This is a genomic window from Negadavirga shengliensis, assembly GCF_042652345.1.
GTDB lineage: Bacteria > Bacteroidota > Bacteroidia > Cytophagales > Cyclobacteriaceae > Negadavirga > Negadavirga shengliensis.
On sequence record NZ_JBHSJJ010000001.1, the window covers coordinates 579962 to 597951 of the forward strand.

A 17990-nucleotide genomic window follows, 5' to 3' on the forward strand; every position below is an offset into this window, starting at 1 on the left:
TATCAGGTTTATAGGTCAAAACGATCCAAAAGTCAAAGCAAGGATAAAAATCAAATATAGGCAATGCAATCCATTTCAACCAATGAGTCACCAGGAACACCTCCGTAGGTCGCCACAGTGGTCCTGACAGGCGGTTTATTCCCGAACCTTCCTTTATAAACTTCATTCATCCCCTTGTAATCATTCAGATCATGTAGATAGACGTTTACCTTCAGCACCTTGTCCATAGAAGAGCCCGCTTTTTCCAGTTCTTTTTGAAGTTCCTTCAGCACGTGATCCGTATGATCCTTGATATCCCCGTCAAAATGAGCTCCTTTTCCGGCAACAAAAACCAGATTGCCCAATTTTGTGGAACCTGAAAACAAGGGAACATCCTGATCCAACGTCACGTTATTCACTTCTTTTTCCAGAGCCTCCTCAGGTTTTGCATTGGCCACCACACCAATACCGGCTATGCCAGCAATAGAGGTAAACAATTTTTTAAGTGTTGATCTTCTTTTAAGTTTTTCCATGTTTGCACGTTTTTATGATAGCAGATTAAAACCGTTGAATATATGGCTTTATTCTTTTTTCTCCAAACACTATCATGATGGCGGAAAAGACTTTGATGCAGACGGCGACGGACGTTCGAAAAAGGAATTATGATTGTTGTCATACCATGCAGTTACCCTTTCATTTTTGGTTACATTCGTTAGAAAACAGATTATTTTTAGTATATTTTGATTCACGTTCAGAATTAAATAATTATCGGCATATTTGCAGTTAAAGAGCAGTTTTTCTGTATTTGCACCCTTATCCTTTTAATATTAGATATGAATATGACAAGAGTATGTTTTTTTATGCTTCTGCTTGCAATGGCGGCAGCATGTAAACCCAATGATAACACTAGCCAAATGGAAGAGCAGGAAACCTTTTATAAAAGCCAGAGCTTCACAACGGGAAGTGAATTTACCGCGGGGATTGAAGGGCCCGCAGTAGACCGCGACGGAAACCTGTATGTAGTCAACTTCGGGAAAGAGGGAACCATCGGTAAAGTCACTCCCGAAGGGCAGGCCTCTTTATTCATCGAATTGCCTGCAGGCAGCACCGGCAACGGTATCCGGTTCGACAGCAAAGGAAACATGATGATAGCCGACTATACCGGCCATAATGTGCTGAAGGTGGACATGGCTTCTAAAGAATTGACGGTGTATGCGCATCATGAGGGACTCAATCAACCCAATGACTTGGCTATTATGGACAATGATATAATCTTTGCGAGTGATCCGAATTGGAAAAACAGTACGGGACAGATCTGGAGAGTAGGTACCGATGGCAAATTTGTACTATTGGAGTCGGACATGGGCACCACAAACGGCATTGAGGTCAGTCCGGACAACAAGACCCTGTACGTCAATGAATCTGTCCAAAGAAATGTTTGGGCTTATGACCTCAGTGAACACGGAGAAATAAGCAACAAAAGACTGCTCATACAATTCGAGGATTTCGGTATGGACGGTATGCGGGTGGATACCGATGGCAACTTATTCATCACCCGGCATGGCAAAGGGACTGTCGTAAAACTTTCGCCACAAGGTGAGGTGCTGGAGGAAATCGAAATGTCCGGTAAAAAACCATCCAATATTGCCTTTGGCGGCAAAAACGGAAAAACTGCTTACGTTACTTTGCAGGACAACGGCAACATAGACTTCTTTAGAACGGAGAAACCGGGGAGGGAATTCAAAAACTAGGATTCTGTGACATCCATTTTGACACATGCCCCACGTACCCTGTCCTCCCGATGACGGGACAGGCTCTAGAGCCACAACCCTGAACGCTGTCTTCCCTACTGCGGCGGACCAGGGGGTGAGTAAAAAGGAGTGCTGTTTCACAGGTGACATTACCAAGCTGGTGTTGGTCGAATATTTGAATTAGAGCAGGGTATCATAAGCGAAGCCCATTATACGTCATGGAGGAAGAAAAGATAACGTGGTCCAGTATTTTGGAGCTTTCTGATGTAGGTGCCTGGGAACTGGATCCGGAAAAGAGCACCATACATTTTTCTGATGTTTTCCGTCGGATACTTGAAATCAAGGAAGATACGCCGATGGCCTTAGCTGAATTTTTAAATTACTTTCAAGCCAAATGGCGCCATATACTAGGCAAGTGTTTTCATGATTTGCTCCAAAACAATGCCGCCTTTTCCCTAAAAGCTTACGATCAAAACGGCAAGGAGCTGATCTTAAAAGGCAAAGCCATACTTTCTGAAGAACGTAAATGCCGCTTTGCGGGTACTTTGATGGCCACAGGCGAGCCGGAAGGCGTATCTAATCGACCTCCGGAACTTCTGCAAAACACCTTATATGAACACATCTTCATAAACAGTCCCATGCCGATGATCATTTGGGATTTTGAAACACTCGAAATCACGGATTGCAACCATCAGGCCATACTCAAATATGGATACAGCAGGGAGGAATTTATTGGGATGAATATCAGGGATATCCGGCCTGAAGAAGACATCCCCCTCTTGGAAAAATACACGGCGGATGAAGAAAGTTACGCCAATATCTACCAACAGATATGGAGACATAAGACCAAAAGCGGGAAGCTGCTTACCGTGGAAATTACGGGCCACCTGATAGAATATAAAGGGAGGAAATGTTCGCTGGTACTGATCAATGACATATCTGACAGAATAGAAGCCGAAGAGCAGCTGCTCGAAAGCTTAAGGGAGCTTTCGGATTACCGGTTTGCACTGGATGAATCCTGTATCATCATGATCTGTGACAACCAAGGCAAAATAGCATACATCAACCAAAAGTTTGAAGAACTATCAGAATACAAGGCCAGGAGTCTGATTGGAAAAGACTTGCAGGATTTGTTCCCGGCGGAAGAGAAAGCCAAAATCCAGGCTTGCTGGGAAATAGTCTCCGCCAATGAGGTATGGCAGGGCGAACTGAAAGGCAAAAAGGCCAGTGGCGGTTTTTATTGGACAAACACGGCTGTTGTCCCTTTTTTGAATAATTCCGGCGATCCCTACCAGTATATTTGGGTAGGTTCAGACATCACGGCTAAAAAGCGAGCTGACAACGAACTGGTAAAAGAGCGTTTTCTTCTCAGGACCATTATCGACAATCTCCCTATCCAAATATACGTGAAGGACCAAAAGGGAAGGCACATCATTAACAACAAGCACCTGTATCAGGATTTGCTGGGGGCCGGGACCGAGAAAGAGACGCTGGGCAAAACCGTTTTTGATTATTTTGACAAGGATACGGCAGCCAAAATGATCGCTTTTGACCGGCATTTGATAAAAACCAAAAAACCGGTGATCAACCTGGAGGAATACTATACCGATGCGGAAGGAAAAAAAAGGTGTCTGCTCACCAATAAAGTGCCTTTACTCGATGATGAAGACAATGTTATCGGCCTGGTGGGCATGTCGCGGGATGTGACCGACAGAAAGAAAGAGGAAGAAAAACTCAAAGAACTTAACGAGGAACTCAAAAAACAGGCAAAAGAACTGGCGGTTTCCAATCAGGAATTGGAGCAGTTTGCCTATATGGCATCGCACGATCTGCAGGAACCACTGAGGATGATTACCGGATTCCTTAATCTGCTGGAAAAAAAATACAACCCCATACTGGATGAGAAAGGGAAAAAGTACATTCACTTTGCAGTAGACGGTGCCTCCAGAATGAAAAACATTATCCTTGATTTGTTGGCCTATTCAAGGGTAGGAAGAAAAGAGGAAAAATTCAGGGAAATAGAAGTGGCCGACGTGGTCGCCAACATCATCAACCTGAACAAAGTCCTGATCCATCAGAAAAAGGCCAAAATCACCACAGGGAAGTTGCCTAAAGTATATATCGCCTCTTCCCCCTTGCAGCAGGTTTTTCAAAACCTGGTCAACAACGCGCTCAAATACCAAAAGCCCGAAGTGATCCCCGAAATAGTGATAGAAAGTGAAGAAAGGGACGATGAATGGTGCTTCAGCGTACAGGACAACGGCATTGGTATTCCCGCTTCCAAGCAGGAGCAGGTTTTTGTTTTGTTCAAAAGGCTCCATACCCGGGACGAATACTCCGGTTCCGGTATTGGCCTGACCATGTGTAAAAAAATCATCGAAAACCTGGGAGGCAAAATATGGTTTACCTCAGAAGAAGGAAAAGGCAGTACTTTTTATTTCACCATCCCAAAAACCGGACCTGAGCCGGCACCATGAAATTGTTGAAAAGGTTTTTATTTCTTGCATTGCCGCGATTTTCTTAGAAATGCTATTAAATAATTGTAATTAAAATTATTTTTGGCTTTCTTAAATCTATTCTTTTTATGTAATTGGCTGTTCTCGGCATACCGGTCGTCTTAAAACACTAACCGGCAGCATAAAAAAGTATTTTAATGAATACAATGGATGTAGATTTGTACGATCGGAGGTTTTTTTCTGTGAAGAATTCTGTAAAGCGGGATGTTTAGGGAGCAAGATTCATATCAGTTGCTTTTGATTGAGGATAACTTGGGAGACGTTCTTTTGTTGGAAGAATACCTGCATGAAAAAATCCCTGCCCCGGAAATCACGGTTGTCAACACTTTTGAAGATGCCAAGGAACTTTATAAAAACGGCAACAATTCCTTTGATGTGGTTCTCCTTGATCTGACTTTACCCGATTTGCACGGTGAGAAGCTCATCAGGGAAACAAAAAAAATGGCCGGGGATGCGAGTGTGATCGTATTGACCGGTTATGCGGACATTCAGTTTGGTATCAAGTCCCTGGGCCTTGGGGTGTCAGACTATTTGCTCAAAGACGAACTTTCCCCCACCTCGCTGTACAAAAGCATTGTCTACAGCATCAGCAGAAACCATATTTCGAAACAGCTTCAGGATTCCGAAAAAAGATACAAGGAACTTTTCCAATTGAGCCCGCAGCCCATGTACTTGTATTGTCTACAAACCTTGAAATTTTTGGACGTCAACCAAGCCGCGATTGATCACTATGGCTACAGCAAAAAGGAGTTTTTGTCCATGAACCTGCTGCAAATCAGGCCCAAGGAAGAGATCCCCAAGCTGCAAAAGGCAGTACAAAAGGCACGGAAGGGTATTCCCCAGGAAGCCTTCCGGATTTTCAGGCATCAAAAAAAGAACGGGGAGATAATTGAGGTGGAAATCCGGAGCAATGTGGTGGAATATGAGGGGAAAAAGGCTGAGGTGGTACTTGCCAATGATATCACCGACCGGTTGCGTTACATCCATGCCATTGAAGACCAGAACAAACGGCTTCAGGAGATCGCATGGACGCAGTCCCATGTGGTGAGGGCGCCTCTGGCCCGGCTGATGAGTCTGGTGATGGCGATGGACACGCTGGAACAGGATTTTGGGAAAGACGCTTTTCGAAAAATGATCATTGATTCCGCAGAAGAGCTGGACAGCATCATCCGCGATATTGTCAACAAAACTGATAAAGTGAATCTGGAAGTTAAAAAAGACGGTTAAACTATATTATTGGGATTTTTTAAAGTATTAATAATAGGATCCTGATTCCAATTCTAAATTTCAGGTATTTTCGTCCTTTTATTTGCATTTTGAAATAACATTCTGACAATGCCCTAATTTCCCCATCCATAAAATTGTTTTTGGCATTTTTTCAAAATTAAAAAATAACTGCTATTTTAAGGCTAAAAGGGACAAAAAAAGCGCTGCAGCAGAGTGGTGTGTTCCTGTTTTTACCATTGTTTCGAGAAAGGCATTTCCACTTATGTAACCGGTGGTCCAAAAAACATGAAAATAGACAGAAAGGAATTTTTAAAGGTGATCGGTCTGGGAGGATCCTCTCTGGTGCTGCCCCTGGCCGGTCCGGGTCCGGATTTGCTCACCGGCTTGATGGCGCAAAGCGTAAAAATTTATGACAACTATTTAAAAGGGGTGGAATATTATGATTTGGGCAAATGCCTGAAGCAAATCCATGTAGGGGATGATGTGGTATTGACGCGGTTTGCAGACCACCGCCATGACCGGTTCGCCATCGGCGTCACCTGGGAAAAGTTCTTTCTCGGCTATCTGCCTGCCTATGAAAACATTGTCCTGGCCAACCTGATGGACGCGGGGGCGGTGCTGAAAGCCATGGTCACGGCCAAACAGTCTTTCCACCGGGTAGGGATCGGGGTATGGACGGATCTGATCGTCCACCACCCCAACGCCTCCAAAAAGCTCAGCGACGGCGCGGCGAATGATGTGGATGATTGGTATAGGAGGTGAGGGGGATAAAAAAGGCGAGTTGCCCCGCCTTAACTGTTTTCACAACGGAATAATCCTTATTGTGAATTGTTTTCAGAATTGTTCATCAAATAAAACAAAAATAAAAACAAATCACAACACATAGTTCAAATTGTATAACTATTAGTTGTTGAGAATAAGAAGGCAAAATCGAAATAATGATTTCGGTATTTGTTTTGGAAGCAAACCCCAATCTATGGTGCACCATAAACTTACCTTCTTTGCAAAAATAGAAAAACATTTTATATTTGAACTATGTAAAAATTAAATTTTTGAAAATAATGAAAAGAATTTTAGGATTAGACCTGGGTACTAACTCAATAGGATGGGCACTGATTGAACGAAACTTTGAAGAAAAGAAGGGCAAAATACTTGGGATGGGAAGCCGGGTCATCCCGATGAGTCAGGACATTTTAGGAGATTTTGGCAAGGGAAATTCTGTTTCTCAAACGGCCGAAAGAACCCGTTATAGAGGAACCCGAAGGCTCCGTGAAAGATTTTTGCTCCGCAGGGAAAGGTTACACCGTGTTTTGAATATTATGGATTTTCTTCCTAAGCATTATGCTGCACAAATAGATTTTGAGAAACGACTGGGTAAGTTTTTGGATGAAACAGAGCCCAAATTGGCCTATGATGGCAAAGCATTCGTCTTCAAAAAATCATTTGAAGAGATGCTTTGCGATTTCAGGCAATATCAGCCACAATTACTCAATGAGGGGAGACTGATCTCTTACGATTGGACAATCTATTACCTTCGAAAAAAAGCGCTTTCCCAGAAAATAGAAAAAGAAGAGCTTGCCTGGATCATCCTGAATTTCAATCAGAAGCGTGGATACTATCAGTTGAGAGGAGGAGAAGAAGAAGAGGAGGAACACCCTAACAAATTGGTTGAGTTTTATTCATTAAAAATTACCGATGTAGTAGCTGATGAGGAAACCAATAAAAAGGGAGAAACCTGGTACTCTCTGATTCTCGAAAATGGATGGATTTACAGACGCTCAAGCAATACGGATTTATCGGATTGGAAAGACAAGGTGCGGGATTTCATTATTACCACTGATCTGAATGACGACGGTTCGGTAAAAAAAGATAAAGAGGGGAAAGAAAAAAGAAGCTTTAGAGCGCCCCAGGAAAATGATTGGACACTGATCAAAAAGAAAACCGAACAGGAGATTAACAAGGCCGGTAAAACGGTAGGTGCCTTCATTTACGACACCCTATTGGAAAACCCTCAACAGAAAGTAAAAGGAAAATTAGTGCGCACCATTGAACGTAAATTCTACAAAGAGGAGTTAAAGATCATTTTAAAAAAACAAAAGATATTTCATCCAGAACTAAGCGATGAAGGCATGTACAGCGATTGCGTGAAGGAGCTATACCGAAATAATGAAACCCATCAGTCGACATTGGGCAAAAAGGACTTTGTCCATCTTTTCGTTGAGGACATCATTTTTTACCAACGTCCTCTAAAAAGTCAAAAATCTTCGATTGCAAATTGTGCCTTGGAATACAGAAAATATAGGGTAAATGGTGAGGAGAAGATCGAATACCTTAAGGCTGTCCCCAAATCCAATCCCTATTATCAAGAGTTTAGGGTTTGGCAATGGTTGTACAATCTGAAAATCTACCAAACGGATGACGAGATCGAAGTAACGAGGCAATTCCTAAACAATATTGAAGATTGGGAAAATCTTTTTGAGTTTTTAATGGATCATAAGGAGGTAGACCACAAAGATATTTTGAAATATTTACTTGCCTCGAAAGAACTGAGAGGCAAGGCATTGAATTCGGAAATAGCAAAATATCGATGGAACTATGTATATGATCCGATCAAAAACGAATCAAAAAAATATCCATGCAATGAAACTGGTTATGAAATCAGACGAAGGATCAATAATGTCTCAAATGTACCTTCCCAGTTCCTGACACAAGAAATAGAATACAACTTGTGGCACATTATTTACTCGGTCACTGATAAAGAGGAATACGAAAAAGCATTGAAAACCTTCGCTGAAAGATATGGGCTGGATGCCGATTCTTTTCTGGATAACTTCAAAAAATTCCCCGCTTTTAAGAGTGAGTATGGCTCCTTTTCTTTAAAAGCCATTAAGAGACTATTGCCCATATTGCGGTTGGGTAAATACTGGAGCTGGGATGCTATTGATGAAAAAACAAAAAGAAGGATTGATAAAATCATAACCGGTGAATATGATGAGGAGATCGAAAACAGGGTAAGGGAGAAAGTGATTGATTTAACCGAACAGCATCATTTTCAAGGCTTACAGTTATGGTTAGCGAGTTATATCGTTTACGATAGACATTCAGAGGCCAATATTGTCGATAAATGGAATTCGGTTTCTGACTTAGACGCATATATTAGTGAATTTAAGCAACATTCTCTACGGAATCCCATCGCGGAACAGGTGATTACCGAGACTCTAAGAGTAGTCAGAGATATTTGGCTTAAGTACGGTGCAGGTGCAAAGGATTATTTTGACAAAATCCACGTAGAGCTGGGGCGTGAAATGAAAAATCCGGCAGATAGACGCAAACAGATAACCAACCAGATTACGGAAAATGAAAATACTAACCTTCGTATAAAAGCTTTGTTGACAGAGCTTAAAAATGACGAGAAATTTGAGAATGTCCGACCCTACTCGCCGATGCAGCAGGAAATCCTCAAGGTTTATGAAGAAGGAGTACTGCATTCAAATATCGATATTCCTGAGGATGTAGAAAAAATCAGTAAAAAAGCCGAACCCACACGTTCTGAGCTGTTACGCTATAAGCTTTGGCTTGAGCAAAAATACCGCTCTCCATACACGGGGGAAATTATCCCTTTTACCAAACTTTTCACCCCGGAATACGAAATAGAACATATCATTCCCCAAAGCCGGTACTTCGATGACAGTTTCAGCAATAAGGTAATTTGTGAATCAGTGGTAAATAATCCCTACAAGAATCATCAACTAGGATTAGAGTTTATTAAAAACCAAGGCGGGAAAGTTGTTGACGAGCTATCGAAAAACGGCAAAATCATTAGGATTTTCACAGAAGAAGAATATGTTGAATTTGTAAAAGAACATTATAGCAAGAACCGGGCGAAGCGTAATAAATTGTTGATGGAAGATATACCGGAGAGAATGATCGAACGTCAGATTAATGATACCCGCTATATCAGTAAGTTTGTTACTGCCGTGTTGTCCAACATTGTCCGGTCGGAAATCAAAGACGACGGTACCAACTCCAAAAACCTGATACCAGGAAATGGAAAAATTACCTCGACACTTAAGCAGGATTGGGGACTTAACGACGTGTGGAATAGTCTGGTATTGCCCCGTTTTGAAAGGATGAACCGGCTTACCAATTCAAAAGATTTCACAAGTTGGAATGATAACCACCAAAAATACTTGCCAACCGTCCCTCTTGAGTTGTCAAAAGGTTTCCAAAAGAAGCGCCTTGACCACAGACACCATGCTTTAGACGCTTTGATCATAGCTTGTGCCACACGTGAACACATCAATTTTATGAATAACGTGCATGCGTTGCATAAAAAGAAAACCAAGACGGAGAAGCAGCAGTTCCGTTATGATTTAAGAAGCAAACTTTGTTATAAAAAATATAATGAGGGCCTTGATCAAAACTATAGGTGGATATTTAAAAAACCTTGGAAAAATTTCACAGTAGATGCCCAAAAGACTTTGGAAACCATTGTTGTAAGCTTCAAGCAAAACCTCCGGGTGATAAACAGGGCGACTAATACATATGAAAGCTATAAAGACGAGAACGGAAATATTAGAATTGGAAAAGACGAAAAACCTGAAAAAGGATTGAATAAGCAAAATGGAATCAATTGGGCTATTAGGAAGCCTATGCATAAAGAAACAGTCTCAGGGCTGATTAAGCTCAGAAAGAAGAGGGAGGTTTCTTTAAACATAGCTTTGGATAATATTCCCGATATAACCGATAAGCCGTTGAGAAAAGAGATACAGTCATTGGTCAAGTTGCAATACGACAAAAAGCTTTTGACAAAGTATTTCAAAGACAGGAAATACCAATGGAATAGCCAAGATGTTTCCCGGGTAGAAATTTACTATTGGGAAAGCGATATGGTAGCTTCCCGTACCCCCTTGGATACTTCATTCAGTGAAAGACGGATTAAAGATTCTGTCACTGATACAGGTATTCAAAGGATTCTATTGGCCCATCTAGACAACTATATAGGTCATATTGATGAAAAAGGTAAACCTATAGCTCCTGAATTGTTAGCCTTTACTCCAGAAGGTATTGATGAAATGAACAAAAATATCGTCCACCTCAATGGGGGGAAATTTCACCAACCTATATTAAAAGTAAGGACCTATGAACCGAAGGGTAATAAATTCATTGTAGGGGAGACAGGAAACAAGAAAAAGAAGTTTGTGGAAGCAGCAAAAGGTACCAATCTCTTTTTTGTTATCTATCAAAATAGTGACGGTAAACGAAGTTATGATACTATTCCATTGAATATTGTGATAGAAAGGCAAAAACAGGGACTGATTCCAGTTCCAGAGATAAATGAAAAAGGGGATAAACTGCTGTTCCACTTGTCACCCAATGATTTGGTGTATGTGCCTGAAGAGGAAGAAAATATTATTGCTATTGATTTTAATAGTCTTTCGAAAGAACAAACGAAAAGGATATATAAAATGGTAAGCTCTTCTGGAACTCAGTGTTTTTTTATAAAACAAGATGTTTCCACGTCAATTGTTAACAAATTGGAATATTCAGCATTGAACAAAATGGAACGAAGTGTTGAAGGAGTGATGATAAAAGATCGGTGTTGGAAACTCAAAATCGATAGGTTAGGAAATGTTTCAAAAGCTTAGCCTATGGCCCCAGACCAATCCTACCACATCTACAACCACGCCAACGGCTCGGAAAATATCTTCCGGGAGGAGGAGAACTATAGGTATTTTTTGCAGCAATATATAAAATACCTGGGAGAGGTGGTAGATACGTATGCTTACTGCCTGATGCCAAATCACTTTCATTTTTTGGTGGGCGTGAGGCCGGAAGAAGCGTTAAGGAAAACTTTTCCAAAGTTTGAAACTTTGGAAAAGTTTGTCCCCAAGCGATTTTCAAACTTCTTTAGTTCCTATACCCAATCTTTTAATAAAGTATATGAAAGAAAAGGAAGTCTATTCATAAAAATTTCAAAAGAAAACCCATTCAAACAGAACCCCAATGGCAGAAAACTTTCCTGTACATCCATCTTAACCCGGTGAAACATGGCTTTGCAAACTCGATTAATGATTGGAGATGGTCAAGCTGGCATGCTTATAAGCGTCCTGAGATGAAATCCCTCTTGGACAGAGCCTACTATATGAACTTCTTTGACGGAATGTCCCATGTAAATGATGTGATGGAGGTGAAAAGAGAGATGATTTTAAACAAGGATTTGGAGTAAGGAGGATAAACTTTTCCGATCCGCCGTGGGGGATTGGAAAAGTTTAAAGTTGACTACTTTAATAATACAAACCATGATCAAACGCACCCTCTTTTTCGGCAACCCAGCCTACCTCAGCACCAAAAACGAACAGTTGGTGGTGGCATTCCCGGATGAAAATCCGGACCGGACGGTACCCATTGAAGACATTGGGATGATCGTGCTGGAAAACCAGCAGATCACCATCACCAACGGCCTTTTGGCCAAGCTGACCAACCAAAAAGTGGCGGTGGTTTCCTGCAACGGCCAGCACCTTCCGGACGGCCTCTTGCTCCCCATGCACGGGCACAGCGAGCAAACCGAAAGGATAAGGTACCAGTTGGCCGCCAGCCTTCCCCTAAAGAAAAACCTGTGGCAGCAGACCGTATCGGCAAAAATCCGCAATCAGGCCGGGCTGCTGAAAGACAAAGGGATCGCGGTACAAAAGATGCTGCACCTGGCCAAAAATGTAAGCTCAGGCGATAGTGGCAACCATGAAGCGCAGGCCGCCGCGTATTACTGGCAACATCTCTTCGGCCTTCCCGATTTCAACAGGGAGCAGGCCGGAATACCACCCAATAACCTGCTCAACTATGGATATGCCATCCTGAGGGCCGTTATCGCGCGGGCGCTGGTTTCCTCCGGCATGCTGCCCAACGTGGGCATCTGGCACCGTAACAAATACAACGCGTATTGTCTGGCGGATGACATCATGGAACCCTACAGGCCCTATGTGGACCTGGTCGTCTCCCATATTGTCGAAACAGCAGACGATTATGGGAAACTGACCACGGATTTGAAAAAGGAACTGCTCAGCATCCCGGCGCTTGATGTCACGATAGAGGGCCAAAAAAGCCCCCTGATGGTGGCGGCCAGCCGGACCAGCAGCACTTTATTTGAATGTTTTGCGGGCATCAGCCGCAAAATCGTTTACCCGGAATATGGATGAAAGTTTTTATTCACGGCTTAACCAGTACCGGAGTTTGTGGGTCTTAGTCTTTTTCGATCTCCCTACCGAAACCCGTAAGGACAGAAAAACAGCCACTTCCTTCCGGAAAAAACTCTTGGACGATGGTTTTTCCATGTTCCAGTTTTCTATTTATATGCGTTTCTCCGCCAGCAGGGAAAACGCCGAGGTACATATCAAAAGGGTAAAGAAAAACCTGCCGCCCAAGGGAAAAGTCGGGATCATGTGCATCACAGACCGGCAATTTGGCATGATGGAACTGTTTTACGGTACCAAGCCAGCCGAAAAAGAGCCTCCTTCCCAACAATTGGAATTGTTTTAGTTTGGCCCCTGCAGTGAAACTTTTCCAAAGTCCAAAACTTTGGAAAAGCTAAACGCACTTTCCGCTGTTTTTGGCAGTAAAAAAACCTCTGTTTTTTTAATTCTATAAAATCGTTTAAAACACATCATACCAGCCACTTACGTGGGGGTATGCTGTGATTCCTAGCTAAGATACAATTCTGAAAGCAATTCACAACAGAGAAGGAGGGAAAGATGTTGAAATTGAGGCTGTGATTCCTAGCTAAGATACAATTCTGAAAGCAATTCACAACAGAAATCTACAACGCAAGAAAAGGCGTGAAGCTGTGATTCCTAGCTAAGATACAATTCTGAAAGCAATTCACAACTCACCCCGTCATTGGATCCGCCCCTGATCAGCTGTGATTCCTAGCTAAGATACAATTCTGAAAGCAATTCACAACTAGCGTCCCTGTCTATATCCCAGCAATCCAGCTGTGATTCCTAGCTAAGATACAATTCTGAAAGCAATTCACAACACGCTGAGTGATTGATGTGTTGTAGATACCGCTGTGATTCCTAGCTAAGATACAATTCTGAAAGCAATTCACAACTAGGCAGGTACAAGTATGCAACTACGGACGGCTGTGATTCCTAGCTAAGATACAATTCTGAAAGCAATTCACAACTGGTTTGGATTGATGGTCCTCCTGTATATCGCTGTGATTCCTAGCTAAGATACAATTCTGAAAGCAATTCACAACGGGAGATATCCCAAATATTTCTGCAAGCGAGCTGTGATTCCTAGCTAAGATACAATTCTGAAAGCAATTCACAACGGCTTCTTAAGCCCTCTTATGATCGATGCCGCTGTGATTCCTAGCTAAGATACAATTCTGAAAGCAATTCACAACAAGACCTCGTGGATCGGGCCGCTTTCCTGGGCTGTGATTCCTAGCTAAGATACAATTCTGAAAGCAATTCACAACAAGACCTCGTGGATCGGGCCGCTTTCCTGGGCTGTGATTCCTAGCTAAGATACAATTCTGAAAGCAATTCACAACAATAAACCCCTCTATAAAATCAAGAAAAGCGCTGTGATTCCTAGCTAAGATACAATTCTGAAAGCAATTCACAACCTACCCAAGACGGTGCGATACCGGGTACTTGCTGTGATTCCTAGCTAAGATACAATTCTGAAAGCAATTCACAACAATCAAAACCTCATGGCCATTGTCTGGTGAGCTGTGATTCCTAGCTAAGATACAATTCTGAAAGCAATTCACAACATCAAAACATTCGAACATGTGAAGAGAGGTGCTGTGATTCCTAGCTAAGATACAATTCTGAAAGCAATTCACAACTAGAAGGCGTGCATTACGTCATCGGCAAGCGCTGTGATTCCTAGCTAAGATACAATTCTGAAAGCAATTCACAACCAAATTTTTCCTGCGCATATGCGCCATTAAGCTGTGATTCCTAGCTAAGATACAATTCTGAAAGCAATTCACAACTGTACGCATTCACACCTAAGGCCAGTCCCCGCTGTGATTACCTAGCTAAGGTACAATTCTGAAAGCAATTCACAACGGCTTTTAGGTATTCAATATACCTTTCTTGCTGTGATTACCTAGCTAAGGTACAATTCTGAAAGCAATTCACAACAAGGAATGGTGTTGTGGTATTTGACAATAAGCTGTGATTCCTAGCTAAGATACAATTCTGAAAGCAATTCACAACGTAATACTTGATATACACCACGCTGTCAAAGCTGTGATTCCTAGCTAAGATACAATTCTGAAAGCAATTCACAACACAGGGTGAGGAGATTGATATGATACTATTGCTGTGATTCCTAGCTAAGATACAATTCTGAAAGCAATTCACAACTGTATCGATCTGCAAATGGTAATCAACGCAGCTGTGATTCCTAGCTAAGATACAATTCTGAAAGCAATTCACAACATTGCAAAATGTGAAAAAAAATATGAGGAGGCTGTGATTCCTAGCTAAGATACAATTCTGAAAGCAATTCACAACTTACAGTATGGCAGCACCGGAGAATATTTTGCTGTGATTCCTAGCTAAGATACAATTCTGAAAGCAATTCACAACCCTCAGAATGCAGTATCTCATCACCGTCTCGCTGTGATTACCTAGCTAAGGTACAATTCTGAAAGCAATTCACAACCCGATTGGGTGAGTTGGAAACGTATCGCCCGCTGTGATTCCTAGCTAAGATACAATTCTGAAAGCAATTCACAACGGGCGTCGGGTGGATCGGTTACGGCTGGGAGCTGTGATTACCTAGCTAAGGTACAATTCTGAAAGCAATTCACAACGTATGAAGCAGTATTAATAAAAGAAGGACTGCTGTGATTACCTAGCTAAGGTACAATTCTGAAAGCAATTCACAACGTCAACAAGTGCATCAGTGATCTTATCCGGGCTGTGATTACCTAGCTAAGGTACAATTCTGAAAGCAATTCACAACGTCAACAAGTGCATCAGTGATCTTATCCGGGCTGTGATTACCTAGCTAAGGTACAATTCTGAAAGCAATTCACAACGTTCGGTGCGGAGATGGGGCTTGGCGTTTTGCTGTGATTACCTAGCTAAGGTACAATTCTGAAAGCAATTCACAACGTATGGCGACGTCAATTACAACGCTCTGGTGCTGTGATTACCTAGCTAAGGTACAATTCTGAAAGCAATTCACAACACCTCCCAAAGCACAATATTCATGTTCTCTGCTGTGATTACCTAGCTAAGGTACAATTCTGAAAGCAATTCACAACGTCAACAAGTGCATCAGTGATCTTATCCGGGCTGTGATTACCTAGCTAAGGTACAATTCTGAAAGCAATTCACAACGTTCGGTGCGGAGATGGGGCTTGGCGTTTTGCTGTGATTACCTAGCTAAGGTACAATTCTGAAAGCAATTCACAACAGATTCAACGTCAGAATCATTGTCTAGGGAGCTGTGATTACCTAGCTAAGGTACAATTCTGAAAGCAATTCACAACGTATGGCGACGTCAATTACAACGCTCTGGTGCTGTGATTACCTAGCTAAGGTACAATTCTGAAAGCAATTCACAACACCTCCCAAAGCACAATATTCATGTTCTCTGCTGTGATTACCTAGCTAAGGTACAATTCTGAAAGCAATTCACAACGTCAACAAGTGCATCAGTGATCTTATCCGGGCTGTGATTACCTAGCTAAGGTACAATTCTGAAAGCAATTCACAACGTTCGGTGCGGAGATGGGGCTTGGCGTTTTGCTGTGATTACCTAGCTAAGGTACAATTCTGAAAGCAATTCACAACTGAGGGGGTGGAATCGGGGTTTTATTTTGGCTGTGATTACCTAGCTAAGGTACAATTCTGAAAGCAATTCACAACGTACCCACCGAGTAGGAAATAATAATACTGGCTGTGATTACCTAGCTAAGGTACAATTCTGAAAGCAATTCACAACTTATCACCAAGAAAACTGATAACGAATATGCTGTGATTACCTAGCTAAGGTACAATTCTGAAAGCAATTCACAACGTTCCGAACATCTCCTTCTTCACGTCCTCCGCTGTGATTACCTAGCTAAGGTACAATTCTGAAAGCAATTCACAACAGGGGTGAATTTAACAATAAAAAAGGTTAGCTGTGATTACCTAGCTAAGGTACAATTCTGAAAGCAATTCACAACATATCAACGGAGGCAGGAAATGTGCCTACTGCTGTGATTACCTAGCTAAGGTACAATTCTGAAAGCAATTCACAACTACTACAGAAGGGTATGTGTATGCCATCCGCTGTGATTACCTAGCTAAGGTACAATTCTGAAAGCAATTCACAACGTGAGACGGAACAGATTTCTTCACAGGTTTGCTGTGATTACCTAGCTAAGGTACAATTCTGAAAGCAATTCACAACTATTCCGTTTAAATATGTCTTTGGATGGCTGCTGTGATTACCTAGCTAAGGTACAATTCTGAAAGCAATTCACAACGAACCTCGAGATCAGCTCCATCAGCATCGAGCTGTGATTACCTAGCTAAGGTACAATTCTGAAAGCAATTCACAACAAAACTGGAAGTAGTAGGATGATCAAGGCTGCTGTGATTACCTAGCTAAGGTACAATTCTGAAAGCAATTCACAACCAGATAACCGGGGACACCAAATTGTATGTGCTGTGATTACCTAGCTAAGGTACAATTCTGAAAGCAATTCACAACTTAACCGTATAGTGGTTTTGTCTACCGGACGCTGTGATTACCTAGCTAAGGTACAATTCTGAAAGCAATTCACAACGTATGTACCGGCCGGTTTTTGTGATCCAAAGCTGTGATTACCTAGCTAAGGTACAATTCTGAAAGCAATTCACAACTACATGGGGGGTTCAAACGGTTATCAATGTGCTGTGATTACCTAGCTAAGGTACAATTCTGAAAGCAATTCACAACCGACACAAAAATGATGATTGAGGCTGAAAAGCTGTGATTACCTAGCTAAGGTACAATTCTGAAAGCAATTCACAACAGTCTGAATTGTTATATTTTCAAACTCATAGCTGTGATTACCTAGCTAAGGTACAATTCTGAAAGCAATTCACAACAAAAACTGGATTGTAAAAAAATATTAGAAAGCTGTGATTACCTAGCTAAGGTACAATTCTGAAAGCAATTCACAACAACAGAAGATTCAGGTAAAACATGGATAGTGCTGTGATTACCTAGCTAAGGTACAATTCTGAAAGCAATTCACAACAAAGGTCCGCCGGGGCACCCGCCACCCTCAGCTGTGATTACCTAGCTAAGGTACAATTCTGAAAGCAATTCACAACAAAACTGGAATCATATGACCCGAGTTTCCAGCTGTGATTACCTAGCTAAGGTACAATTATTCGTGGACCTGGTTGGTTTTTTCAACGGCACTCATGAATGCTGACGCATTTCTGAAAGCAATTCACAACATAATTTCTTTAATACATCGTACAGAAAGGGCTCGTTTTTTTTCTCCGGT

The 17990-nt window shown here is 41.9% G+C and carries 9 protein-coding genes and 1 CRISPR repeat array; of the genes, 8 read left to right on the forward strand and 1 reads right to left on the reverse strand.

The genetic code is table 11. The annotated features are described in order from the left end of the window. Positions 1 to 50: 50 nt before the first annotated feature. A complete protein-coding gene (locus tag ACFPFU_RS02400; RefSeq protein WP_377061130.1) occupies positions 51 to 512 on the reverse strand; it encodes a RidA family protein in 462 nt (153 codons plus the stop codon). A 381-nt stretch (positions 513 to 893) separates the two neighbouring features. Here ACFPFU_RS02400 and ACFPFU_RS02405 point away from each other — a divergent pair, with 381 nt between their 5' ends. The 8 genes from ACFPFU_RS02405 to cas2 all read left to right on the forward strand — a co-directional run bounded on the left by ACFPFU_RS02405 (position 894) and on the right by cas2 (position 13009). Next, positions 894 to 1730 carry an SMP-30/gluconolactonase/LRE family protein gene (locus ACFPFU_RS02405; protein ID WP_377061132.1) on the forward strand — a complete coding sequence of 279 codons (837 nt, stop codon included), beginning with the start codon at positions 894 to 896 and terminating at the stop codon, positions 1728 to 1730. A gap of 218 nt (positions 1731 to 1948) precedes the next feature. Next, on the forward strand, positions 1949 to 4207 hold the full coding sequence (locus ACFPFU_RS02410; RefSeq protein ID WP_377061134.1) for a PAS domain-containing sensor histidine kinase: 2259 nt from the start codon (positions 1949 to 1951) through the stop codon (positions 4205 to 4207). A gap of 243 nt (positions 4208 to 4450) precedes the next feature. Continuing rightward, positions 4451 to 5473: a PAS domain S-box protein gene (locus ACFPFU_RS02415; protein WP_377061135.1), complete on the forward strand. Its 1023-nt coding sequence runs from the start codon at positions 4451 to 4453 to the stop codon at positions 5471 to 5473. A gap of 285 nt (positions 5474 to 5758) precedes the next feature. After that, a complete protein-coding gene (locus tag ACFPFU_RS02420; RefSeq protein ID WP_377061137.1) occupies positions 5759 to 6235 on the forward strand; it encodes an HIRAN domain-containing protein in 477 nt (158 codons plus the stop codon). 299 nt (positions 6236 to 6534) lie between these two features. Next, entirely contained in the window at positions 6535 to 11121 is a 4587-nt protein-coding gene (gene cas9 / locus ACFPFU_RS02425) for a type II CRISPR RNA-guided endonuclease Cas9 (protein ID WP_377061138.1), read from the forward strand. Positions 11122 to 11124: 3 nt separating this feature from the next. Beyond that, entirely contained in the window at positions 11125 to 11520 is a 396-nt protein-coding gene (locus tag ACFPFU_RS02430; RefSeq protein ID WP_377061140.1) for a transposase, read from the forward strand. 255 nt (positions 11521 to 11775) lie between these two features. Next, on the forward strand, positions 11776 to 12669 hold the full coding sequence (gene cas1 / locus ACFPFU_RS02435; RefSeq protein ID WP_377061142.1) for a type II CRISPR-associated endonuclease Cas1: 894 nt from the start codon (positions 11776 to 11778) through the stop codon (positions 12667 to 12669). Beyond that, on the forward strand, positions 12662 to 13009 hold the full coding sequence (gene cas2 / locus ACFPFU_RS02440; RefSeq protein WP_377061144.1) for a CRISPR-associated endonuclease Cas2: 348 nt from the start codon (positions 12662 to 12664) through the stop codon (positions 13007 to 13009). The genes cas1 and cas2 overlap by 8 nt, the downstream gene beginning before the upstream one ends. Before the next feature lie 1951 nt (positions 13010 to 14960). Next, positions 14961 to 17811: a CRISPR direct-repeat array (repeat unit 46 nt; unit sequence GCTGTGATTACCTAGCTAAGGTACAATTCTGAAAGCAATTCACAAC). The last annotated feature ends 179 nt before the right edge of the window (positions 17812 to 17990 follow it).